Origin of the sequence: Pseudomonas nitroreducens (assembly GCF_010994165.1) — a bacterium.
Lineage (GTDB): Bacteria > Pseudomonadota > Gammaproteobacteria > Pseudomonadales > Pseudomonadaceae > Pseudomonas > Pseudomonas nitroreducens.
This window is the reverse complement of record NZ_WMBX01000002.1, coordinates 1,029,289-1,051,367: the sequence shown is the minus strand read 5'-3', so window position 1 is coordinate 1,051,367 and position 22,079 is coordinate 1,029,289. Positions and strand designations below refer to the sequence as shown.

Sequence of the window (22,079 nt, the reverse complement as noted above, 5' to 3'; positions counted from 1 at the left end):
TGATGAGAGTTTCTTTGATGAGAATGTTTAGCATTTGCAAATATCTCATCTCTCCCGGTCACAAGGCAATGGCAATCTGCCGCGAGGCCCTCAGACCCAGCGTCGCACCCGACCGCAGAAAGCCTCGAACTCCGCGCCGAACAGCTCGCGCAACGCCCTTTCCTCGGGGCGGATCTGGAATCGGCCGATGTACAGCACGAAGGCTGCGACACCGAGCACCGCCAGTGCGGACCCAAGGAACACGCACCAGCCCAGCAGGATGATGGCGAAGCCCAGGTACATTGGGTTGCGGGTGTGCCGGTAGATGCCGGCGACCACCAGGGACGAGGCGCTCTCCGGTTTCAGCGGATTGACCGTGGTGCGTGCACGACGGAAAGACGCCACGCCAGCCAGACATACCGCCGCCCCGGCCAGCACCACCAGCAGCGCCAGCCACAGGCGGCCACCCAGGGGCGCAATCGGGCGTACCGCCAGCCACATCAGCAGGCCGCTGATGATCGCCACCAGGGGCGGGGGAATGCGGTGTTCCAGCCAATCCATGCTCGGTCTCCGGGCCAGTGCGGCCAAATCCAGTGAGCTGCCAACACTAGCCCAGATTGCGTCCACTGGCGCGCCTCAGCGCGGCCGACGCACCGCGCGGACCTTGCCGCTGTTGCCGCCGCCACAGTAGAAACGCTCGGCGCCGTCGGCTTCCAGGCCAGAAACGTGCACGCCCTCGGGCATGTCCAGCTGCTCCAGAACCTCGCCGGACTGCGGGTCGATGCGGCGTAGCTCGCTGTAGGTCGACTCCGGCTCCCAGGTGCCATGCCAGAGTTGTCCTTCGACCCAGGTCACGCCGGTGACGAAACGATTTGAATCAATCGTACGCAGGACTTCACCGGTTTCCGGGTCGATCTGATGAATCTTCCGTGCGCGGTACTCGCCGACCCAGAGCGAACCCTCCGCCCAGGCCATGCCGGAGTCGCCGCCCTTGCCGGGTGCCGGAATGCTCGCCAGCACCTTGCCGCTGGCCGGGTCGATCTTCTGGATGATGCATTCGCCGATCTGGTACAGGTAGGTGCCATCGAACGCAGTACCGGCATGGGCGGAGACTTCGATGGAGCGCTCCAGATGACCGCTCTTCGGGTCGAGGCACTGCAGGCGCTCGCCAACGGCGAACCAGACGTGCTGGCCGTCGAAGGTCAGTCCGTGGACGGTGCTGATGCCGGGGAAGGGACCGTATTCCTGTAGCACCTGCGCCGGAGATTGCTTGTAGTGGGTGGTCATGGTGTCGCCCTGCACATTGTGGGTTGGAGCCTTCAGCCTATTCAGGCACCGAAGGGCGCGGGGAGTAACAAGGTCGTCGCGAATCCCGGCGCAGGCGGCAGCGTCCAGCGCCGCGCCCGCCCTTGCCCCAGTGCCTGCACCCGGCCAGCGTCGGCCAGTACTTCGAGGGCGCGCTGCACGCTGCGCTGGCTGGTATCCAGCGCCAGGGCCAGAGCCGAACTGGACCAGGCCTGGCCATCGCTGAGCAGCGCCAGCACTTCAGCGTTGGCGTCATCCAGCGGCGGTGCAAGGACGACCGGATTGGCGGCGGTCAGCAGATAACCGCGCGGCGTCGACTCGATGCCTGCCAGCGGCGGCAACAGGCGGCGCAAACGACCGATTTCCACCCGCAGGCGCGCCCGGTGGGTATCGTCTGGATGGCGGGTGCGGAACACCCGCCCGATCAGCTCGCTGCGCGATACATCGCCCGGCCAGGCTTCGGCCAGCACTCGAGCGAGGGCGAAGAGCACCGGGCGACTGCCCAGCGACAGGCCGCCGACGCGGTTGCGACAGGCGTCCACCACCAGGGCATCGGAGTGCAGCAGCCTTTCCACTTCATCCAGTGACAGCAGGCGCGAGATTTGCCGGTCGATGCGCCGGCCAGCCGGCGCATCGAGCAGGCCGGCTGCCCGCTCGACTTCCGCTCGCAGGGCGGGAATACCCGATGCCGCAGCAGCTTCGCCGGCCCTGCCCAACGCGGCCCGCGCCACACCCGCCTGCAGCCGGCGGACGGCGATGCCGGAAGCGATCAGCCAATGCACCGCGCGCAGGGGCGCCGGTAATGAATTCGGTTCCAGCGAGCCCAGCGATGCGCTGGCTTCATCAAGCTTGCCGATCAGTAGCGCACGCCGGATCAACAGGTAACGGGCGTGGGCTGCATTGATCCGATCGCCATGGCGCTGCAGGACCTGCGTTGCCTGTTCCAGCGGCTCGGTCGGCCAGTTCAGCTCGCGGCTGGCCAGGGCCACTTCGGCTTCGGCCACCTGACAGCGGGCGCGCTCCAGCGGCTCGTGGACGCTGAAGGCTCGGGCAGCCTGGCGCAGCAACGCGCGTGCGCGGGAAAAATCACCCAGCTGCGCCACGGCGATGCCGCGCAAAGCCAGTGCTGGCGGGTCCTCGCGCAGTGCCACGCGGTTCAGCGCTGCCAATGGGTCGCCCGCCGCCAGGGCACAAGCCGCGGCCGTGATCAGCGAATCCATGGTAGTCCCGCCACCTTTGTCACCCCCGCTGCCCTTGGTCCGCTGCCTAGTCTACGCCATGGCCAGTGAGCCGCCGGCGTTGCAGGAAAACGGCCATGGTCGTCCCGCGAGAACGACGGAGGCGGGCGCCGGTCTGCGCCTCAGTTGGCGGCGCGGCGGAAGGCGCCAGGCTGCTGTCCGGTAGCCTTGTGGAAGGCGCGGGTGAACGCGGCGATGGACTGGTAGCCGACGGCGGCGGCGACTTCCGCCACGCTCTGGTCGGCCCTCAGCAGCCGGCACGCCTGGCCCATGCGCAGGGCCAGCAGCACCTGGCCGGGCGACTGCCCGCAGGTCTCGTTGAAACGCTTGAAGAAAGCCGAGCGCGACAGCCCGGCGTTGGCCGCCATGTCCGCCAGCGTCCAGGGCAGTTGTGGTTGCTGGATCATCCGCTCCAGCAGGCTGGCGAACTGCGGTTGGCGGGCGAGGGCGACCAACCCGCCTAGGGCCTCGTTGGCGCCCACCTGGTGACGCAGTACGTAGAGGAACAGCAGGTGACTCAGGCGTTCGAGCATCTGCTGCGAGGGTGCCGGCTGCCGCTGGCACTCTTCGAGGATCAGTTCGAACAGGCTGCGCGCGGCGCGTTGGGACGGTTCCTCGGCGCGCAGGACGAGGAAGGCGGGCAGGGCGTCGATGATCAGCGCCGACAGCCCCGAATCGAACTGGAAGAACCCGCAGACCAATCCCACACCATCCTCGGCCTGCAGCTCCAGCGTGGCCATGCTCTGGCGCGGCTGGCACGCCGCATCCTCGGCACTGGCTTCGTTGGACAGCCGATACGGCACATCGCGCAGGATGAACACCGCGTCGCCGCTGTCCAGCCGGCAGGGCGGCTCCTTCTCCAGGTGCAGCCAGCAATGCCCCTGTACCACCAGGTGGAAACTGGCCCGCGCCATTCCGTGGGTCGAGGCGTGCCAGCCGCCGCAATAGCGCCCCACATGGAACAGGCTCGCGCTCAGTTCAAGGCTGTCTAATAACCAATCAACCAGGGGGCTGGACGAAATCATCTAATGGAAAGACTCATGAGCAAGTGATAGCGACTTTAGAATATTGAATGGATTTCTTATTACCAACAGACTTTTTCGACACCCCATTTCAACGGAGTCGAACCATGTCCCGCCTGCCCATCCTGACCCTCGACAGCGCCCCGGAAGCCGCCAAGCCCTTCCTCGAGAATGCGCTCAAGGGCTCCGGCTTCATCCCCAACCTGCTGGGCGTACTGGCCAACGCGCCAGCCGCACTGGAAACCTACGTGACCGTTTCCGGCCTCAACGGCAAGTCCGACCTTGGCCTGCCGGAGCGCGAGGTGGTCCAGCTGATCGCCGCCACCACCCACGGCTGTGACTTCTGTGTGGCTGGGCACACGGCGGTGGCCTTCAACAAGGCCAAGCTGCCCGAGGAAGTGATAGCCGCCCTGCGCGAACAGCGCGAGCTGCCCGATGCCCGCCTGGAGGCCCTGGCCGCGTTTGCCCGTGAGTCCATCGCCACCCGCGGCGCGGTCAGCGATGCGGGGCTGCAAGCCTTCCGCGCCGCCGGTTTCACCGACGGCAATGCACTGGAAGTGCTGCTGGGCATCAGCCTGGCCACCCTGTGCAACTTCGCCAACGTGCTGGCCCAGACGCCGCTGAACCCGGAGTTGGGCAAATACCGCTGGGAAAAGGCTTCCGCCTGATTCGTGTGACCGGGCGGCCGCGGCCGCCCCTGCAAGGAGAGCGATGATGCTCGACCCGACCCTGAGCCGCTGGCTCGACGAGCACGCCGAGGGCCTCGACCTCGGCCATACCGACCCGCAGAGCGTGCTGCCGCAGCTTGCCGCTGCCGGGCTGTTTGCCATCGGCGTGCCCAAGGAGCGCGGCGGCAGCGGCGGCAACGTGCTCGATGCCATCGATGCAATTGCCGATGTTGCCGGCCACTCCCTGACCGCCGCCTTCGTCTTCTGGGGCCAGCGCGCCTTCATCGAGTACCTGCTGCAAAGCCCCAATCGCGCGCTGGGCGACCGCCTCCTGGGCGAACTGCTGGATGGCACCCTGGCTGGCGCCACCGGCCTGTCCAACGCGATGAAATTCCTCTCTGGCATCGAGAGCCTGCAGGTGACGGCGACACCGGCAGGCGACGGCTGGAACCTCGATGGCCGCCTGCACTGGGTGACCAACCTGCGCAAGGGCCGATTCGTGGTGGCCGCCGCCATCGAACGGGCGAGCGAAGCGCCGCTGGTGGCGGCAATCCCTTCCGACAGTCCCGGCCTGGCCCGCTCGGATGACCTGCAATTGCTCGGCCTGCAATCAAGCAATACCGCTGCACTGGACTTCTCTTCGGTCGAGCTGCCCCGCGACTGGCTGCTGCACGACGATGCGCGCCAATACCTGCCCCGCGTGCGCCCGGCGTTCCTCGGCCTGCAATGCGCCATGACCCTCGGCCTGACGCGCAAGGCGCTGGAAACCGTGCGTAGCCATCTCAGTGACCGCCGTTCGGTGTTGCGCGAGGAGGAACAGCGTCTGAGCGCAGAGCTCGACGAACGCGCTGCGCAGCTGCGCGAGGGGCTGCTGAACGGTGTGTTCCTGACGGAGCCAGCCAAGCTGTTCCGTATCCGCATCGGCCTGGCCGAAGGCGCGGCCGCGGCAGTGCAGTTGGAACTGCAAGCCAGCGGCGGCAAGGCCTACCTCAGCGAACATGGCGCAGCATTCGCCCGGCGCTGGCGCGAATCGGCCTTCGTACCCATCGTCACGCCGAGCCTGGTGCAACTGCGCACCGAACTGCAAAAGCAGGCCCAGGCATGAGTGACACGATCCTGCAGGCCAGCGAAGTTGCGCTCGGTTATCCGGGTGAAAATGGCTGGCGCAGTGTGCTCGAAGGTTTTGCGCTGGACCTGGCGCCGGGGGAAGTGGTGTCTATCCTCGGCTCCAGCGGCGTAGGCAAGTCGAGCCTGCTGCGCGTACTGGCCGGCCTGCAGAAACCGGCGGCCGGCAGTGTGAAACTGCTCGGCCAGGCCATCGACGGACCGCACCCGCGTGTCGCCGTGGCCTTCCAGGACCCGAGCCTGCTGCCCTGGCTGAACCTTGTGAAGAACGTCGCCTTCGGCCTCGACTTTGCCCGCCAGCCGAAGGTGGACAAGGCCACGCTGCAAGCGCGCGTCGATGACGCCATTGCTTCGGTCGGCCTGAGCCACGCCCGCGATTTCATGCCGGCGCAGCTCTCAGGCGGCATGGCCCAGCGCACCGCGCTGGCCCGCTGCCTGGCGCGGCAGCCACAGGTGCTGCTGCTTGACGAACCCTTCGGCGCGCTGGACGAAGTGACTCGCGCCGACATGCAGCAACTGCTGCTCACTGTCATCCACGAGCGGCGCACCGCCGCCGTGCTGATCACCCACGATATCGACGAAGCGCTGCTGCTTTCCGACCGCATCCTGCTACTGGGCGACACCCCGGCGCGGACGTTGGGCGAGTGGCACATCGACCTGCCGCAACCCCGTGCGGAGCTGGTCGAAGAAATGGGCGCGCGGCGAGTCGAGATTCTCAAAACCCTACGGCGGGCAAGCCGCACCCACGCAAACCCTACTTCTGCGCAGGAGCCTGCCCATGTGCCTGGACGACCCCACACACTCCCGACGTGACATCCTCAAACTCGGCGCGCTGCTTACCGCCGCCGGCGCGCTGCCGCTGCTGACCAGCCTGCAGGCGCGGGCCGCCAGCGAACCGGATGCACCAGTGCGCATCGGCTACCTGCCGATCACCGACGCCACGCCCTTGCTGGTGGCTCACGCCAACGGCCTGTTCGACGCCGAGGGCATCAAGGCCGAGCGCCCGGTATTGCTGCGTAGCTGGGCGCAGGTGATCGAGGCGTTCATCTCCGGTCAGGTCAACGTCATCCATCTGCTGTCGCCTATGACGGTCTGGGCGCGCTATGGCAGCAAGGTGCCGGCCAAGGTGGTGGCCTGGAACCACGTTGGCGGCTCCGGCCTGACCGTGGCGCCGGACATCAGCGATATGAAGCAGCTCGGCGGCAAGAGCCTGGCGATCCCCTTCTGGTACTCGATCCACAACGTGGTGCTGCAACAACTGCTGCGCGATAACGGCCTGCAAGCAGTTAGCAAGCCGGCCGATGCCGCGTTGGCTGCCAACGAGGTCAACCTGGTGGTACTGCCGCCGTCGGACATGCCACCGGCCCTGGCCGCCAGGCGCATTGCCGGCTACATCGTCGCCGAGCCGTTCAACGCCCTGGCGGAAAACCTCAAGGTCGGGCGCATCCAGCGTTTCACCGGTGACGTGTGGCGCAACCACGCCTGCTGCGTGGTGTTCATGCACGAGCATGATCTGAACAATCGCCCGGAGTGGTCGCAGAAGGTGGTCAACGCCATCGTCAAGGCGCAGCTGTGGACCCGCGACAACCGCGCCGAGGCAGCCAAGTTGCTGTCCAAGGACGGCGAGAATCGCTACACGCCGCATGCGCCGGAAGTGCTCGGCCGCGTGCTGGCCCCGGCCGCCAGCGAGCGCCAGCAGTACCTGGCTGACGGTGCCATCCGGCATGCCGACTGGCACGAGGAGCGCATCGACTTCCAGCCGTATCCGTTCCCCAGCTACACCGAGGAGCTGGTGCGCCGCCTGAAGGACACGCTGATCCAGGGCGACAAGGGCTTCCTCGCCGCCTTGGAACCGACCCAGGTGGCCAAGGACCTGGTGGACGACCGCTTTGTCCGCAATGCCATCGCCAGTGTCGGCGGTCTGAGTGCCTTCGGCTTCCCCGACAGCTTCGAGCGCCGCGAGGAGATCACCACGTGACGCCCGTGGTTCCTTCCGCGCGCCGCCATTGGGCGCTCGGCCTGGCCGGGCTGCTCGTGCTGCTCGGCTTGTGGTGGCTTGGCGTGCGCTTGTTTGGCGGCGCGGGCCTGGGGCAGTTGTTCTCGCCCCAGGCGACCTTCACCAGCCTGGGCGAGCTGCTGGCCCGCCCGGAGCTGTACGAGCATGTGCTGGTGAGCCTGAAACGGGTGCTGCTGGGTCTGCTGCTGGCCCTGGCTGTCGGCGTGCCGCTGGGCTTGCTGGTGGGCGCGTCGCGCCAACTTGAGGCGGCGACCACGCCGGCTTTCCAGTTCCTGCGGATGATCTCGCCGCTGTCGTGGATGCCCATCGCGGTCATGCTGATGGGCGTGGGTGACTCGCCGATCTACTTCCTGCTGGCGTTCGCCGCGGTCTGGCCGATCCTGCTCAACACCGCCGCCGGCGTGCGCCAGCTCGATCCGCGCTGGCTGCAATTGTCGAGGAGCCTCAGCGCCACGCCGTTCGAGACGCTGCGCAAGGTCATCCTGCCTGGCGTGCTCGGCCATGTGCTGACCGGCGTGCGCCTGGCCATCGGGATTCTCTGGATCGTGCTGGTGCCTTGCGAGATGCTCGGCGTCAGCGCGGGACTGGGTTACTACATCCTCGACACGCGGGATCGCCTGGCCTACTCGGAGCTGATGGCCATGGTGTTGCTGATCGGCGTGCTGGGCTTCGCCCTGGATGCCCTGGCGCGCAGCCTCTATCGCCGTCGAAGCTGAACTCGCCGCAAGGAAAAAGCCGGATCTCGCGATCCGGCTTTTTCATCTCAGGCCGTCCGGCGGTAATCCGGCCTCAGCTTTGCGAGCAGCGCCGCAGCCAGGTCAGCGCCGAGCACAGCAGGAAGTAGAGCAGGGCGACGAACAGGAAGACTTCCGTGGGGTGGACCATCACCCGGTTGCTCACCTGGGTGGCGACGAAGGACAGCTCGCCCACGCCGATCACGTAGGCCAGCGAAGTGTCCTTGATCAGCGAGACCCACTGGTTGAGGAACGACGGCAGCATGATCGGCAGCGCCTGCGGCAGGATCACCAGGGTGAGCACCTGCCATGGGCGCAGGCCCAGCGCGCGGGCGGCGTCCCACTGGCCCTTGGGCAGGCTTTCGATACCCGCGTGCACCGAGTGCGCCAGATAGGCCCCGCCGATCAGCGACAGTGCGCAGACCACCGTGCCCAGTGCAGGCACGTCGATGTGCAGAACGATGGGCAGCAGGAAGTAGACCCAGAAGATCAGCATCAGCACCGGGATGGCGCGGAAGAAACCGAGGAACGCCACCAGCAGCAGGCGCGGTTTGCCACTCAATACCGACAACGCGATGCCCAGTGCCAGGCCGATCACCGCTGAGGCAAGGCCGGAGGCCAGGGCAAGGATCACCGTGAGTGCCGCGCCGCCGAGCGGGCCGTCCGGGTAGGCGCCGATGAGGAAATAGGACAGGTTGTCCGAGATCACCGAGAAATCCATGTCAGGCCCCCTGGCGATAGCGGCGGGTCTGCTGGATCGCCTGGCCCAGCGCCTCGATCAGCGCGATGGCGCCGATGTACAGCAGGGTGGCGATGCCGAACGCCTGGAAGGTCTTGAAGGTCTGCGTCTCCACCTGGCGCGAGGCATAGGACAGTTCCGCGAGGCCGATTGCCATGGCCAGCGAGGAATTCTTCAGCGCATTCATGTATTGCCCCATCAATGGCGGCAGCGCGGTGCGCAGTGCCTGCGGCAGGATCACCCAGCGCCACACCTGCAGCGGGCGCAGGCCCAGCGCCATGCCCGCCTCGCGCTGCTGCGCACTGACCGAGGCGATGCCGGCACGAAACTCCTCGGCGATGAACGCCGTGGTGTACAGCGTCAGCCCCCAGGCCGCGGCGAGAAACTCGAAGGACGGCCACGCCAGCCAACCCAGCTCATGGGGCGTATTCAGCCAGAAGACGAAGTCCTCTGGCAGCAGCGCCGGCACGCCGAAGTACCAGAAGAACAACTGCACCAGTAGCGGCGTGTTGCGAAACAGCGCGAGATACGCCCGCGCCGGCCACGACAGCCAGCGCGACTTCGCCTGCCGGGCGATGGCCAGCGGCGCGCCGAGCAGGGTGGCGAGCACGCAGCAGAACAGGGAAATACCGAGGGTCAGCAGGAAGCCGTCGAGCAACCAGCGCAGGTAGGTCGGGGCGAGCAGTTCGCCGAACATGTCACGAATCCATCAGTGGAAGAAACGGACACGCCCCGGCGAGCCGGGGCGTGGGGTGGTGCGGAGTGGAAGCTGAATCAGCTCTTGTCGCCGATCTTGTACAGGCGGGCCAGCGGGGTCTTGGTGTCCGGGCCGAACCAGGTGTCGTAGATCTTCTGTGCCTGGCCCTGGGCCTCCAGCTCCGTGAGGCTCTGGTTGACGAACTCGGCCAGGGCCTTCTCGCCCTTGGGAATGCCAACGCCGATCAGGTCGTTGGAAATGGTGAAGGGTGGAACTTCGTATTTGTCCTTGTCCGGCACGTTGGCCAGCAGGCCGATCAGTTTCGGGCCGTCCTGGGTGATGGCCTGGACCTGGCCGTTGCGCAGGGCGGTGAAGGCAAACGGTGTGTCGTCGTAGGCGATGACCTTGGCGCCGGGGAATTTCTCGCGCAGCACGCCTTCGTTGACGGTGCCCTTGTCGACGCCGACGCGCCATTTGTTCAGCTCGTCGGGGCTGTTCAGGGTGCCTTTCTTGACGATGAACTGCTGGCCCGAGGAGAAGTAGGGAATGCTGAAATCGACCTGCTCGGCGCGCTCGGGGGTGATGGTGAAGTTGGCCAGCACCAGGTCGACCTTGTTGGCGGTCAGCAGCGTAATACGGTTGGCCGGGTTGGTCGGCAGAACCTGCAGCTTGACGCCGAGCTTGTCGGCCAGCGCCTTGGCGTAATCCACGTCGAGGCCTTCGATCTGCTTGCTCTTGGCATCGACGAAGCCGAATGGCGGATTGCTGTCGAAGGCGGCGACGCGCAGGACGCCGGCCTTCTTGATGTCTTCCAGGCGGTCGGCGTGGGCCAGCCCGGAAAGGACGGCCAGGGCGAGGGCGGTAACGGCAGTGAGTTTCTTCATGAACATCCAGCTCCTTGTCGGGCCACGCTCGTATGACGGGGTCCCGGAATGATCGAGAGCGGGCGCTCGAGGGTGGGAGAAGCCCGCTTTAGAGCGGCGGGGGTCGCCCGCCGGCGAGGCCGAGTGTGGCAGCGCGACGGGGCGGCGGAGAAGGAATGAATTCGTCTATCTAATAACCGGAAGAAATATAAAATAACCGGTTAGATAACTATTTCCATGGGATGTCCATGTACGCAGGAGCCACGCCGTTTTACCTGTAGGAGCGAGCTTGCTCGCGAACGGCCCAGCGCTTGAGTCACCGGGAAGTTTGTTCGCGAGCAAGCTCGCCCCTACAGAGAGCAGGGACTGTCAGGGCTTCCAGCGCGCCGCGCTGATGTCGACGGCGCGAGGCAGGATGCGCTCGGCAAGGAACAGGTCGGCGGTACGCTGCTGTGCGGCGATGTCGAGATCTTCCAGCGAACGGATCGGCGACGCAGGGCGGTGCTTGAAGGTCTCCGCGATCACCTCCGGAGAGAGCCCCGTGACGCGCGCCATGATCGCCACGCTGCCGGATTCGTCGCTACGGGTCAGGGCTTCGGCCTGGTTGAGACTATCCAACACCTGATGGATGAAGTCGGGATTGGCTCCGGCGTACTCACGGCTGGACAGGTAGAACGGCCCGCTCAGCCCCACCTCGGAACCATCCGCCAATAGCCGCGCATTACCACTCAGCAGCAGCGCCGAATACCATGGGTCCCAGATCGCCCATGCGTCCACCTTGCCACTCTCGAAGGCGGCGCGGGCATCGGCCGGCGTCAGGTACAGCGGCTGGATATCGCGCAGATTCAGACCGGCCTGCTGCAGCAAGCGCAGCAGCAGATTGTGGGAGCTGGAGCCTTTCTGGAACGCCACGCGCTTGCCCTTCAGCTCGGCGACGCTGCGGATTGGGCTGTCCTTGGGCACCACCAAGGTCTCGGCCTGCGGCTTGGGCGGCTCCACGCCGACGTAGAGCAGGTCGGCGCCGGCGGCCTGGGCGAAGATCGGCGGAATGTCGCCGGTGGAACCCAGGTCCAGGCTGCCGACGTTCAGTGCTTCGAGCATCTGCGGCCCGGCGGGGAATTCGATCCACTGGATCTGCGTCTGCGGGAAACGCTGTTCCAGCAGGCCATGCTCCTTGGCCAGCACCAGGCTGACCGAGGCTTTCTGGTAGCCGATGCGCAGTTGCGCCGGGTCCTGCGCCTGGGCGGTGCCGGCCACAAGCAGCAGCAACCCGGCGAGCAGTCGATGAAGCCGCTTCACAGGCTCATTCCTTCCAGTCGTGGGAAGGCTTTTCCCAGAGGTTGATCCCGCCTTCCACTGCGTAGTGATCGATCTCCGCCAGTTCTTCAGCGCTGAAGGCGAGATTGTCCAGGGCGGCGACGTTCTCGACGATCTGTTCGGGGCGGCTCGCGCCGATCAGCGCGGAGGTCACGCGGGCATCACGCAGTACCCAGGCCAGTGCCAGTTGCGCCAGGCTCTGCCCGCGGCGCTGGGCGATTTCATTCAGCGCGCGGGCGCGGCGCAGGTTGTCCTCGGACAGATGCTCCGGCCGCAGCGACGCGCCGCCCGGTTGATTGACCCGCGCATCGGCCGGCACGCCATTCAGGTAGCGCTCGGTCAGCAGTCCCTGGGCCAGCGGGGTGAAGGCGATGACGCCGGCGCCCAGTTCGTCGGTGGTGGCCAGCAGGTCCTTCTCCACCCAGCGGTTGAACAGGTTGTAGGCCGGCTGGTGGATGAGCAGCGGCACCTTCCATTCCTTCAGTAGCGCGGCCAGTTCGGAGGTCTTGCCCGCGGAATAGGACGAAATACCGACGTACAGCGCCTTGCCCTGCTGCACGGCGCTGGCCAGTGCGCCGGCGGTTTCCTCCAATGGCGTGTCCGGGTCGAAGCGGTGGGAATAGAAGATGTCCACGTAGTCCACGCCCAGGCGTTGCAGGCTCTGGTCCAGGCTGGACAGCAGGTACTTGCGCGAGTTGCCGCCCTGGCCGTAGGGGCCGGGCCACATGTCCCAGCCGGCCTTGGTGGAGATGATCAGCTCATCGCGGTAGGCGGCGAAGTCCTCGCGCAGCAGACGGCCGAAGTTGATCTCGGCGCTGCCGTAGGGCGGGCCGTAGTTGTTGGCCAGGTCGAAGTGGTTGATGCCCAGGTCGAAGGCGGTGCGCAGCAGGGCGCGCTGGCGGTCCAGCGGCATGCTGTCGCCGAAGTTGTGCCACAGACCAAGGGAGAGGGCGGGCAGCACCAGGCCGCTGCGGCCGACGCGGCGGTAGGGGACGCGCTGGTAGCGGTCGGGGTGGGCGATATAGGTCATGGAAGCTCCGTGGAAACGAGCCGCCGTGGGGCGGCCCGTGAATCGTCAGATCGTGTAGCGATTGGCCGGGCGCTTGAGCCCGAGGTGATCGCGCAGGGTGCTGCCGCTGTAGTCACGACGGAACAGCCCGCGCCGCTGTAGCTCAGGCACGACGTGATGGGCCACGTCTTCCAGCCCGCCGGGCAGGTGTGGCACCAGCACATTGAATCCATCGGCGGCGCCGCCTTCGAACCAGGCCTGCAGCTCATCGGCGATCTGCGCCGGCGTGCCGATCAGGCTGTAATGCCCCCGTCCGCCAGCGATACGCCGGCCGAGCTGGGCGAGGCTCAGGTTCTCGCGCCCGGCCAGTTCGGTGAGCAGCAACTGGCGGCTACGCTGGCCGCTGTCGGTCAGCGGCAGCTCGGGCAACGGGCCGTCCAGCGGGTAAGCAGAGAGATCGAAGTTGCCGAGCATGCGCGAGAGCAGTGCGACGCCGACATGAGGCTCCACCAGCTCCTGGAATTCCTCGAACTTCTCCTGCGCTTCGCTCTGGCTCTGGCCGACTACCACGAACACGCCCGGCATGATCTTCAGCTCATCCGGCGTACGGCCGAACTTGCCCAGGCGGCCCTTCAGGTCGCTGTAGAAGTCGCGGGCGGCGGCGAGCGAGGTCTGCGCGGTGAACACCACTTCGGCGGTCTGCGCGGCCAGCTCTCGGCCGGTCTCGGAACTGCCGGCCTGGACGATCACCGGGCGGCCCTGGGGCGAGCGCGCGACGTTCAGCGGGCCTTGCACGCGGAAGTGTTCGCCTTCGTGGTTCAGCACGTGCAGCTTGGCCGGGTCGTAGTACTGCCCGCTGGCCTTGTCGCGGGTGAAGGCGTCGTCTTCCCAGCTGTCCCACAGTCCCGTCACCACGTCATGGAATTCCCGCGCGCGGGCATAGCGCTCGGCGTGGCCGAAGTGTTCCTGGCGGTTGAAGTTCAGCGCCTCGGCGGCCGCGTCGGAGGTCACCAGGTTCCAGCCGGCGCGGCCGCCGGAAATATGGTCGAGGGAAGCGAACTTGCGCGCCACGTGGTAGGGCTCGTTGTAGCTGGTGGTGACGGTGCCGATCACGCCAATGCGCTCGGTCACCGCCGCCAGCGCCGAGAGCAGGGTCAGCGGCTCGAAGTGGTCGGAGCGGGCCATCCGGCTGGCAATCTGCGCCGTGGGTGCGGCGACGCTGTCGGCCACGAAGACGGCGTCGAACTTCGCCGCTTCGGCCACCTGCGCCAGGCGTTTGTAAAGTGGAAAGTCGAGGCCGCCGTTGGCCGGCACGTCCGGGTGGCGCCACGCCGAGACGTGGTGACCGGTGGCCATGAGGAAGGCGCCAAGGGAAAGGGTTCGTGTCATGTCGGTATTCCTGTGTGTCCGTCGGGGTGGACGCAAGGCGGCGTGGGGTTCTTGTCGAAGGCGCCGGGGCAAGCCGGCGCCTTGTGCTTAAAAGTCCTTGCGCAGTTCCACACCGAAGTAGCGCCCGTCGTCGCGCGGCACCATGCGGTAGATGTAGCTGCCGCCCGTTGCCAGCAACGGCGAGTAGGACTTGTCGGTGAGGTTCTTGCCCAGCAGGGCGACGCGCCAGCCGTCGTTGTAGTCGGCCAGGGCAATGCTGGCGTTCCACAGGCCGTAGGCGCCCTGGATGGTGTCGGGGTTCTGGCTGAGGTCGTACTGCACCTTGTCCTGCCAGCTGTAGTCGGTGCCCAACTCCAGATCCAGGCCGTTGTCCAGCGGGATGCTGTAGTCGGCGCGCACGTAGCTCTTCCAGTCCGGGGTGAAGGGCAGCGGCTTGCCGTCGACATTGCAGCTGGACGCCGCACCCGGCGGGCAGGCGAAGCTGTCGACACGGGCCTTGGTGTAGGCGAGGGCGCCGGAGAGTTTCAACTGGCGGGTGGCCTGGTAGCTGAAGTCCAGTTCGGCGCCTTCGGTCTTGACCTTGCCGGCGTTGATTAGGCGGGTCACCACCTGGCCGGCGACGGTGTCGTAGAAGTTCGCCTGGTAGTTGTCGTAGATGGTGTGGAACACCGCCAGGTTGGCGGTCAGGCGGTTGTCCAGAGCGGTGGCCTTCAGGCCGGCTTCCCAGGAATTGGAAGTCTCCGGCTTGAGCGCGTCGGTATCGCGCGGCTGCATGTTGAAGAACACGTTGTAGGCCGGGCCCTTGTAGCCTCGCGAGTAGGTCACGTAGCTGGTGAGCTGCTCGCTGAGGTCGTACTGCAGGCCCAGGCGGCCGGACCAGCCGTCTTCGTCGGTGGAGCCGGAACTGGAGGTGGACGGCTGGATACCGGTCACCGCCGTGGCCGAGGTGGAGCGCCGGCGATGATCGTATTCCAGGTCGTCGTGGGTGTAGCGCAGGCCGGCGATGCCACGGAAGTCGTCGGTAAAGTTCAGCGTGCTTTCGCCAAACACCGCGTAGGTGTCGCTGCGCGTGCCATAGTCGGCCACGCCGGTGTTCTGCGCGCTCGTGGAGGTCACCACGCGGCGGTAGGTTTCATCGTCCACGGCATGCATGTAGTAGAGGCCGCCGACGTACTCGAGGAATTCGCCCTTGGGCGAGGCCAGGCGCAGTTCCTGGGAGTACTGGTCGTAGTTCAGCTCACCCTTGTCGTGGGAGCTGGGGATGGTCGCGGTGATGTGGGAAAGGCGATCGCCATCCTGCCACTGGGTGTTGTCCCAGCCCCGCCAGGCGCTGATGGAGGTCAGGGTGTAGTCGCCCAGGTTCCAGTCCAGCTGCGCGGACAAGCCCTGATTGGTGTCGTCGACGTGGGTGCGGTAATCGCTGTTGATCTTGCGGTTGTCGCTGTCCGGTGTCACCGGTCGCAGGGCGTTGGCGAACGCCGGGCTGGTGGTGCTGGTGATCACTCCGCTGGGGCCATCGTCGCTGGCCTTCATGTAGTCGGCGATCAGCGTTACCTTGAGGTCGTCGTTCGGCGTAAGTTCGAACCTGGTGCGGGCGCCGGCGCGGTTGTAGCCGTTCACTTCGTGACCGTTGTAGACGTTGTCGACGTTGCCGTCGTAGCTGCCCACCAGGGTGGTGACGCTGGCCTTGAGCTTGCCGGGGATCAACGTGCCGCCGATGCCGAAGCGGGTGCGATTCTCGTTGCCGCCACCGAAGTGCGAATAGTCGATGTAGCCGGTGGTTTCGTCCGGCACTTCGCGGGTCACCACGTTGAGCACGCCGGCCGAGGCGTTCTTGCCGAACAGCGTGCCCTGTGGGCCGCGCAGCACTTCGATGCGCTCGACGTCAAGCAGGTCCAGGGTCGCCTGGCCGGGCCGGCCGAGCACTACGCCGTCGATCACCGTCGACACGCTCGGCTCGACGCCGGGGGAGGTGGAAATGGTGCCCACGCCACGCACGAACAGCGAGGTGTCCTTGTTCGAGGCGCCGGTGCGGAAATTCAGGGTCGGCACCTGTTGGACGATGCTCGACACGTTGTTGCGGTTGTCGCGCTCCAGCTGTTCGCCGTCGATCACCGAGACCGCGACGGGGACCTTCTGTAGCGACTCTTCGCGACGGGTCGCGGTGACGGTCACTGCCTTGAGCGTCGGCGCCGAGTCGGCGGACTGGGTGTCGCTGCCCGTGGTTTCGGCTGCCTGCACGCTGCAGGCCAGCGCGCCGATCACACTGGCGATGCCCAGGGCCAGCGCGCTGCGTCGGCCGGTGAATTGCGGACGGCCGAGCGTCCCCCATTGTTGCGATTGCATAGCCACTCCTTCGTGCCCTGGTCCGCCCTCGTTTCTCATTTCGGGGCGCTTTTCTCTACGGGACTGTCACGAGCGCTCGCTCGTGCGAGTGGCTGGAATCGTTGCGGACAGTTTGTGTTGTTAGCGCTAACATTGGCGAGTATCCTGAATCACTAGATAGATCGTCAAATAATTAAAAATTACGTTTATATTCCTGACTTAAAGAAACAGGAGCGCCGAATTGGCCAACCAGATACCGCGCAAACGCCGTGGGGCAGGGCGCGTGACGCTCACCGCCGTGGCGGAGCTGGCGAGGGTTTCCGCCATCAGCGTGTCGCGCTACTTCAACCAGCCGGCGCAGCTGTCGGATGACCTGCGCGAGCGCATCGCCGCGGCAGTGGAGGAGCTGGGTTACGTGCCCAACCAGGTTGCCGGCGGGCTGGCCTCGGCGCGGGGCAGGGTAGTGGGGATGGTGGTGCCGAACATTTCCGGGCCGATCTTCGCCGACACCATCCAGGCCTTCAGCGACACCCTGGCCGCGCACGGTTACCAACTGCTGCTGGCATCCAGCTACTTCTCCGAAGACAGGGAGGAAAACGCCGTACGCGCCTTTCTCGGCTGGAACCCGGCGGCGCTGGTGCTGACCAGCCATTTCCATACGCCGGCCACCGAAAAGCTCATTGCAGGGGCGGACATGCCAGTGGTGGAGGTGTGGGATTACCAGCCTGGGCGCGCGCCGATCCAGGTCGGTTTTTCCCATTACCAGGTCGGCGTGGATGCCGTGCACTACCTGCACGGCAAGGGCTACCGGCGAATCGCCTTCGTGCAGAACAGCGCGCCAGGAGACTTCAGCGCCCTGGACCGCCGCGACGGCTATGCCGATTCCTTGCGCGAACTGGGTGGCGAGCCCTGGATGTTCGTACCCACCGAGAGCGCGCCTTTCGAGGCTGGGCGGCAGGCCATGGAAGCATTGATGGCACGAGGGTCGCAACGTCCCGAGGCGATCGTCTTCGCCAACGACAACCTCGCTGCCGGTGGCCTGCTCGCGGGGCAGCGCGCAGGGCTGAAGATTCCTGATGAGTGCGCGGTGCTGGGGTTCGGTGACTATCCCTTCGCGCCGATGCTGCTGCCCAACCTGTCCACCATCAAGCCGCCAGCCCGCGAGATCGGCGAGATTGCAGCGCTGCGCGTGCTGCAGTCCATCGGTGTGGTGCCACTGGATGGCGAGGTGGAACGCCTGAACCTGCTCGGCTGCCGGGTGCTGGAGCGCGAAAGCGCTTGAGCCCTTCAGCCTGTCCATCCACTGCAGGAGCGAGCCGGCTCGTGAACGAGTATCCCGGCGGCTCCGCGCTTGAACGGTTCGCGAGCAAGCTCTAACGCGCCTACTTGGCCAACAGGTCGATCACTTCCTGGTCACTGAGCGGGTGGAAGTCCCGGTAGTGATCACCCACTGCGCGGAACGGTGACGGCGTGTCCAGGCAGATCAGGGTATCCACCTCGTCACGCAGCTTCTGCACGGTTTCCGCCGGGCCCACCGGAACGGCGAGCACCACCTTGTGCGGGTGCTGCGCACGCAGGCACTTGAGCGCGGCGCGCACACTGCTGCCAGTCGCCAGGCCGTCATCGACGACGATCAGGTCGCGATCCTCGAGTTGCGCTGGCGCCTTCGCGCCGCGGTACAGCAAACGGCGCCGCTCCAGTTCGCGGATCTGCTCCAGCACCTGCTGTTCAAACCATTCCGGCGGCGGATCAAGCTGCTCGAGCATCTGTTCGTCCACCACCCAGTTTGGCTCGGGGCCGTCGACAATGGCGCCCAGGGCGTACTCCTCGTTGCCGGGTGCGCCGATCTTGCGCACCAGCAGTACATCCAGCGGCGCGCCCAGCGCTCGGGCGACCTCCTTGGCCACGGGCACGCCACCGCGGGGCAGAGCGAGGATCAGCGGGTTTTCCAGCGGCATGTCGCGCAGGACCATCGCCAGCGCCACGCCGGCATGGCGACGATTGGTGTATCGCACTGAGGGCATCTGAACCTCCTTTCGCGAATCACAGCAGCCTGGCCCGTGCCCGGCGCCATTTGCGGGTGCGTTTGCCGGTCCGGGCCAGACGGACCTCGCTGCGACTGCGAGCCGCCGGAAATCGATGGCGCCTGGCAGATTCGTACCGACTGAGCCTGCATGGGGCTGCCGTGAATTGTGAGCGGCAGCCCCATCGAAGGTTCAGGAATTGCGCACGGACGGCCCTATCGGGAGCGTCTGCCACACACCTTGAACGACTGCCGGTCTTGCGACTCCCAGTATCAGGTCCATGCCGAAACGGTACCGATCCCGCTCTTTGCCGGAGCTGTGCCTATAGTTGCTCCTGCGAGTTCCGTCCGCCACCAGCCAACCGAGGAGAGATTGCCATGCACGCGTACCTGATCCGCTACCGCCGCAACGGCCAACCCATGAGCACTGTGCTGGTGCAGGAGAGCCTGAGCCGCCAGCAGGCGCAACAATTCGTCCGCGCATTGCATGGGCCGATCGGGCGCGATTCGCGCTCCGATATCCAGGTCAGCGAGGTGCTCTGCACTCAGTGACCGGGGTTCCGCCGCACCGATGGCGGCCAGCGAAAACGGCGCCCGTCCCTGGGCGCCGTTTTCGTTGAAGAGAGCAGAGTGGATTCATCGTGCCGGCGAGCGCCGGAGACCACCCTCTGCCGGTCAGTGATCAGCGCGGCTGCGCTGGCCTCCCTTGCGACCCGCCTCGGATGCTCGCGCCGGGTCATTCTTGAAATTGCCGCCGCTATGCTGGCCGCCTTTCCTGCCGGCCTCGGATGCCCGCTGGGGGTCTTCCGCAAAGTTGCCTTTACCACCTCTGTGTTCGGCCATGGGGAACTACTCCGTGGGAAGTGAATGGGCGAATGCGGTGCATTCACTTCATCCGAAACAAATCGATCAGCGGTGTTCGACTGATTTTAAGAACGATCAGGCATGAATCGGGCGGCCGCTCGTTATATGGGGGAGCACGGCCGAGCGGAGTTCGCCTGCTGGCACACCCGTCACACCACGCGTTTGCGAAGCCGGGCGATGAGCTTCTGCCGCTGCTCGGCGTCCGCCTCCCAGACCTTGCCATCGAGGGCGTGGCAGATCAGCCAGATTTCTTCGTTGTTGAGCATGACCGCGCCGCCGCCGGATTCCGCGCGGCGCTTGCGGTAGGCGGCCTGCTTTTCGGCGTTGGTCATGGCGCCTTCCTTGCGGGGGCGGCCTTTGCTCGGGGCTTCGAAAGCGTCGCGAGTGGCTCTGTCCTTGGCGTCTTTCATGCGGGCCTCGTCAGGGGGTTGGTAACGCGTTACCGTATTGATCCGCTTTTCATGGTAACGCGTTACCAATAATAGCCGAGCTCGCAAGCCGCGCCAATCGTCGGCCGAGGCGACGCACTAGGTCAAATGGAGCTATTCCTCACAGGCGCACAGGGCCAAGGGAGGCTGACGTGGAACGACTGCGGAAGGTGCTAATGGCCTCGGCTTTCAACGAGACCTGCGTTGTCCAGGTGCTGCGCGAGGCCGCGCTCAAGGCTGGCACTGCCGACACGGCATCGGCGCTGATGGCCGCGGCGCAGTTGCTGGAGCACGACGCGGAAACCCTGCTTCACGCCGCCCACCGGATCGATCTCGTGCTGCACCATGCGTCCGGCGAGGGAGGCACCATTTCATGGGTGGTCATGGACTGATCCAGCTCGAACGATCGATTTGAACCGCCGCTACGGTCGCCCGGTCAGTGCTTGGGAGAGAGCCAGAATCCGGAGGCACCATGCAGGACGAATCCCTGACCAGGCGTTATCACGTCTGCTTTGTGCGAGACGGGCGGGAATTCGAGTTCGAAGCCGAGGACGAGTCCATGAGCGAAGCGCGGGCATGGAGCCACGTGGCGCGCCATCTGCACATCCCGATCCACGATCTGCGCGGCTACCAGAAGCGCTACCACACCATCCGCCGCAATGTGGAAGCCCACAACGTGCAGGACGTAACCTACCGTGTTGCCAGGGCGGGAGACTAGGCCGCCGCCTCAGGTCTGCGCCGAGACCAGGCGGACGTCGCAGATGGTAATGCCGCGGGCGCCCAGCCAGGACTCGACCTCGGCGGAGGAGTGCAGCGGGCGGGGCTGCTCGGGGAATTCACGAACATAGATGGAGAAGGCGATCGCCTTGATATGGGGAATGCTCCGCGCGCGCATGAGCAGGTGGCGGTCCTTGCCGTTGAGTTGATACTCGATCAGCCATTGCATGGTCGTGCGACTTCCCTGGCAGGGTCGATCTGTGGAATGGCTGACAAGAGTAGCCCCTGATCGCTCAGGGGCAATACTGGTCATCGGACCGACACTTGAGCTGACCGATCAGGCGGCAGCGTCCTTGGCCTCCTCGCGCCCGGCGCGTACGTCGAAGGCGCCCCCGGTGAGCACGCCATCCACCGTGACACGCCCCTTGCCAGGCAGCAGCGGGAATACCAGCTCGGCAAATCGGTAGGCTTCCTCCAGGTGCGGGTAGCCCGACAGCACGAAGCTGTCGACTCCCAGCGCGGCATATTCCAGCAGGCGTGCCGCGACGGTTTGCGGGTCGCCTACCAGTGCGGTGCCGGCACCGCCACGGACCAGGCCGACGCCGGCCCAGAGGTTTGGCGCAACCTCCAGCTTGTTGCGGTCGCCACCATGCAGCGCGGCCATGCGCTGCTGGCCGACCGAATCCATCTTCGCGTAGTTCGACTGCGCGGCCGCGATGGTGGCGTCATCCAGGTGGCTGATCAGCTCGTCGGCGGCGGCCCAGGCCTTCTCGTTGGTTTCCCGCACGATCACATGCAAGCGCACGCCGAATCTCACCGTGCGCCCCAGGCGTGCTGCCCGTTCGCGCACGTCGGCAATCTTCTCGGCCACGGCGGCGGGTGGCTCGCCCCAGGTCAGGTAGGCATCCACATGCCTGGCGGCCAGTTCATGGGCGGCAGGGGAGGAGCCACCGAAGTACAGGGGCGGGTAGGGCTTCTGCACGGGAGGGAAGAAGTTCTGCGCACCCTTTACCTTCAGGTGCCGGCCTTCGAAGTCCACCGTCTCGCCCGACAGCAGGCGACGCCAGATGGTGAGGAATTCATCCGAGGCGGCGTAGCGTTCGTCGTGGCCGAGGAAAACGCCATCCGCCTCCAACTCAGTGCTGTCTCCGCCAGGGACGACGTTGAGCAGCAGCCGACCGCCACTGGCCTGGTCCAGGGAGGCGGCCTGGCGCGCGGAGGCTGTCGGGTTGCCCAGCGAGGTGCGCAGTGCCACCAGCAGCTTGATCCGCTGCGTGACCGGCACCAGGCTGGCCGCAGTGACCCAGGGGTCCAGGCAACTGCTGCCCGTGGGAATCAACAGGCCGTCGTAACCGAGTTGGTCGGCGACGACCGCGATCTGCCGCATGTACTCGTTGATCGCCGGGCGGCCGCTGCCGGAATGGCCCAGGTAGCGGGTGTCGCCGGAAGTCGGCAGGAACCAGAAAATATCCAGACTCATAGGGGTGTCCTCGTTGCCATCATCGAAGTAGGGCGTCGCCCTGTCGGTGCACGCGTGGCAAGTCTTCATTGGAATGCGACCCGGCAGCCGGCACGGTTGGTGCGCTCGATTCAGGCAGGAAGGTACGAGGGCGGCTGCGC

Annotated in this window: 24 protein-coding genes and 1 pseudogene; 9 read left to right on the top strand and 16 right to left on the bottom strand. The window is 66.0% G+C overall.

Annotation, left to right across the window (positions count from 1 at the left end):
- Positions 1–90 precede the first annotated feature (90 nt).
- From GJV37_RS12615 to GJV37_RS12600, 4 genes are all read right to left on the bottom strand, one after another.
- On the bottom strand, positions 91–540 hold the full coding sequence (locus GJV37_RS12615; protein ID WP_024766496.1) for a methyltransferase family protein: 450 nt from the start codon (positions 538–540) through the stop codon (positions 91–93).
- A 75-nt stretch (positions 541–615) separates the two neighbouring features.
- Positions 616–1,266, bottom strand: a complete 651-nt coding sequence (locus tag GJV37_RS12610) for a Vgb family protein (protein WP_193452601.1) — start codon at positions 1,264–1,266, stop codon at positions 616–618.
- A 41-nt stretch (positions 1,267–1,307) separates the two neighbouring features.
- Positions 1,308–2,504, bottom strand: coding sequence for a helix-turn-helix domain-containing protein (locus GJV37_RS12605; protein ID WP_193452600.1), 1,197 nt, complete (start codon positions 2,502–2,504; stop codon positions 1,308–1,310).
- A gap of 140 nt (positions 2,505–2,644) precedes the next feature.
- Complete coding sequence (locus tag GJV37_RS12600; RefSeq protein ID WP_193452599.1) at positions 2,645–3,547, bottom strand: AraC family transcriptional regulator; 903 nt, start codon at positions 3,545–3,547, stop codon at positions 2,645–2,647.
- Positions 3,548–3,651: 104 nt separating this feature from the next.
- Between GJV37_RS12600 and GJV37_RS12595 the strand changes: the two genes are divergently transcribed.
- The 5 genes from GJV37_RS12595 to GJV37_RS12575 are packed head-to-tail and all read left to right on the top strand — an operon-like array spanning position 3,652 to position 8,070.
- A complete protein-coding gene (locus GJV37_RS12595) occupies positions 3,652–4,212 on the top strand; it encodes a carboxymuconolactone decarboxylase family protein (protein WP_169887213.1) in 561 nt (186 codons plus the stop codon).
- A 46-nt stretch (positions 4,213–4,258) separates the two neighbouring features.
- Complete coding sequence (locus GJV37_RS12590; protein ID WP_193452598.1) at positions 4,259–5,317, top strand: acyl-CoA dehydrogenase family protein; 1,059 nt, start codon at positions 4,259–4,261, stop codon at positions 5,315–5,317.
- A complete protein-coding gene (locus GJV37_RS12585) occupies positions 5,314–6,150 on the top strand; it encodes an ABC transporter ATP-binding protein (protein ID WP_193452597.1) in 837 nt (278 codons plus the stop codon). Before GJV37_RS12590 ends, GJV37_RS12585 begins: the two co-directional genes overlap by 4 nt.
- Positions 6,116–7,315, top strand: coding sequence for an ABC transporter substrate-binding protein (locus GJV37_RS12580; protein WP_169887216.1), 1,200 nt, complete (start codon positions 6,116–6,118; stop codon positions 7,313–7,315). Before GJV37_RS12585 ends, GJV37_RS12580 begins: the two co-directional genes overlap by 35 nt.
- A 5-nt stretch (positions 7,316–7,320) precedes the next feature.
- Complete coding sequence (locus GJV37_RS12575; protein WP_037012434.1) at positions 7,321–8,070, top strand: ABC transporter permease; 750 nt, start codon at positions 7,321–7,323, stop codon at positions 8,068–8,070.
- 47 nt (positions 8,071–8,117) lie between these two features.
- Here the strand turns inward: GJV37_RS12575 and GJV37_RS12570 are convergent.
- The 7 genes and pseudogenes from GJV37_RS12570 to GJV37_RS12540 form a co-directional block, all read right to left on the bottom strand.
- A pseudogene (locus tag GJV37_RS12570) lies at positions 8,118–8,809 on the bottom strand (amino acid ABC transporter permease).
- Position 8,810: 1 nt separating this feature from the next.
- Positions 8,811–9,524, bottom strand: coding sequence for an amino acid ABC transporter permease (locus GJV37_RS12565; protein WP_170858740.1), 714 nt, complete (start codon positions 9,522–9,524; stop codon positions 8,811–8,813).
- Between the two features lie 77 nt (positions 9,525–9,601).
- Positions 9,602–10,408 carry an ABC transporter substrate-binding protein gene (locus tag GJV37_RS12560; RefSeq protein WP_193452595.1) on the bottom strand — a complete coding sequence of 269 codons (807 nt, stop codon included), beginning with the start codon at positions 10,406–10,408 and terminating at the stop codon, positions 9,602–9,604.
- 348 nt (positions 10,409–10,756) lie between these two features.
- Complete coding sequence (locus GJV37_RS12555; RefSeq protein ID WP_170858738.1) at positions 10,757–11,686, bottom strand: aliphatic sulfonate ABC transporter substrate-binding protein; 930 nt, start codon at positions 11,684–11,686, stop codon at positions 10,757–10,759.
- A gap of 4 nt (positions 11,687–11,690) precedes the next feature.
- Positions 11,691–12,734: an L-glyceraldehyde 3-phosphate reductase gene (mgrA, locus tag GJV37_RS12550; protein WP_193452594.1), complete on the bottom strand. Its 1,044-nt coding sequence runs from the start codon at positions 12,732–12,734 to the stop codon at positions 11,691–11,693.
- 45 nt (positions 12,735–12,779) lie between these two features.
- Positions 12,780–14,102 carry an LLM class flavin-dependent oxidoreductase gene (locus tag GJV37_RS12545; protein WP_169887222.1) on the bottom strand — a complete coding sequence of 441 codons (1,323 nt, stop codon included), beginning with the start codon at positions 14,100–14,102 and terminating at the stop codon, positions 12,780–12,782.
- 87 nt (positions 14,103–14,189) lie between these two features.
- Positions 14,190–16,448, bottom strand: a complete 2,259-nt coding sequence (locus GJV37_RS12540; protein ID WP_170858736.1) for a TonB-dependent receptor — start codon at positions 16,446–16,448, stop codon at positions 14,190–14,192.
- 220 nt (positions 16,449–16,668) lie between these two features.
- On the opposite strand from GJV37_RS12540, the gene GJV37_RS12535 reads away from it, so the two are divergent.
- On the top strand, positions 16,669–17,709 hold the full coding sequence (locus GJV37_RS12535; RefSeq protein ID WP_037010490.1) for a LacI family DNA-binding transcriptional regulator: 1,041 nt from the start codon (positions 16,669–16,671) through the stop codon (positions 17,707–17,709).
- Between the two features lie 100 nt (positions 17,710–17,809).
- Here the strand turns inward: GJV37_RS12535 and GJV37_RS12530 are convergent, their stop codons facing one another.
- Positions 17,810–18,451, bottom strand: coding sequence for a phosphoribosyltransferase (locus GJV37_RS12530; RefSeq protein WP_037010488.1), 642 nt, complete (start codon positions 18,449–18,451; stop codon positions 17,810–17,812).
- 377 nt (positions 18,452–18,828) lie between these two features.
- Between GJV37_RS12530 and GJV37_RS12525 the strand changes: the two genes are divergently transcribed.
- Positions 18,829–19,002: a hypothetical protein gene (locus GJV37_RS12525; RefSeq protein ID WP_099051252.1), complete on the top strand. Its 174-nt coding sequence runs from the start codon at positions 18,829–18,831 to the stop codon at positions 19,000–19,002.
- A gap of 123 nt (positions 19,003–19,125) precedes the next feature.
- Here the strand turns inward: GJV37_RS12525 and GJV37_RS12520 are convergent, their stop codons facing one another.
- Positions 19,126–19,293 carry a con-10 family general stress protein gene (locus GJV37_RS12520; protein WP_081754103.1) on the bottom strand — a complete coding sequence of 56 codons (168 nt, stop codon included), beginning with the start codon at positions 19,291–19,293 and terminating at the stop codon, positions 19,126–19,128.
- Positions 19,294–19,463: 170 nt separating this feature from the next.
- Entirely contained in the window at positions 19,464–19,646 is a 183-nt protein-coding gene (locus tag GJV37_RS12515) for a hypothetical protein (protein WP_065085275.1), read from the bottom strand.
- Positions 19,647–19,894: 248 nt separating this feature from the next.
- Between GJV37_RS12515 and GJV37_RS12510 the strand changes: the two genes are divergently transcribed.
- The gene (locus GJV37_RS12510) at positions 19,895–20,134 is read left to right on the top strand and encodes a hypothetical protein (RefSeq protein ID WP_141678459.1); all 240 of its coding nucleotides are present in this window, start codon (positions 19,895–19,897) and stop codon (positions 20,132–20,134) included.
- An 80-nt stretch (positions 20,135–20,214) separates the two neighbouring features.
- Positions 20,215–20,460, top strand: a complete 246-nt coding sequence (locus tag GJV37_RS12505) for a hypothetical protein (RefSeq protein WP_024767195.1) — start codon at positions 20,215–20,217, stop codon at positions 20,458–20,460.
- 9 nt (positions 20,461–20,469) lie between these two features.
- Here the strand turns inward: GJV37_RS12505 and GJV37_RS12500 are convergent, their stop codons facing one another.
- Positions 20,470–20,688 carry a hypothetical protein gene (locus tag GJV37_RS12500; protein WP_024767194.1) on the bottom strand — a complete coding sequence of 73 codons (219 nt, stop codon included), beginning with the start codon at positions 20,686–20,688 and terminating at the stop codon, positions 20,470–20,472.
- A 108-nt stretch (positions 20,689–20,796) separates the two neighbouring features.
- A complete protein-coding gene (gene ssuD / locus GJV37_RS12495) occupies positions 20,797–21,939 on the bottom strand; it encodes an FMNH2-dependent alkanesulfonate monooxygenase (protein ID WP_193452593.1) in 1,143 nt (380 codons plus the stop codon).
- Between the last annotated feature and the right edge of the window lie 140 nt (positions 21,940–22,079).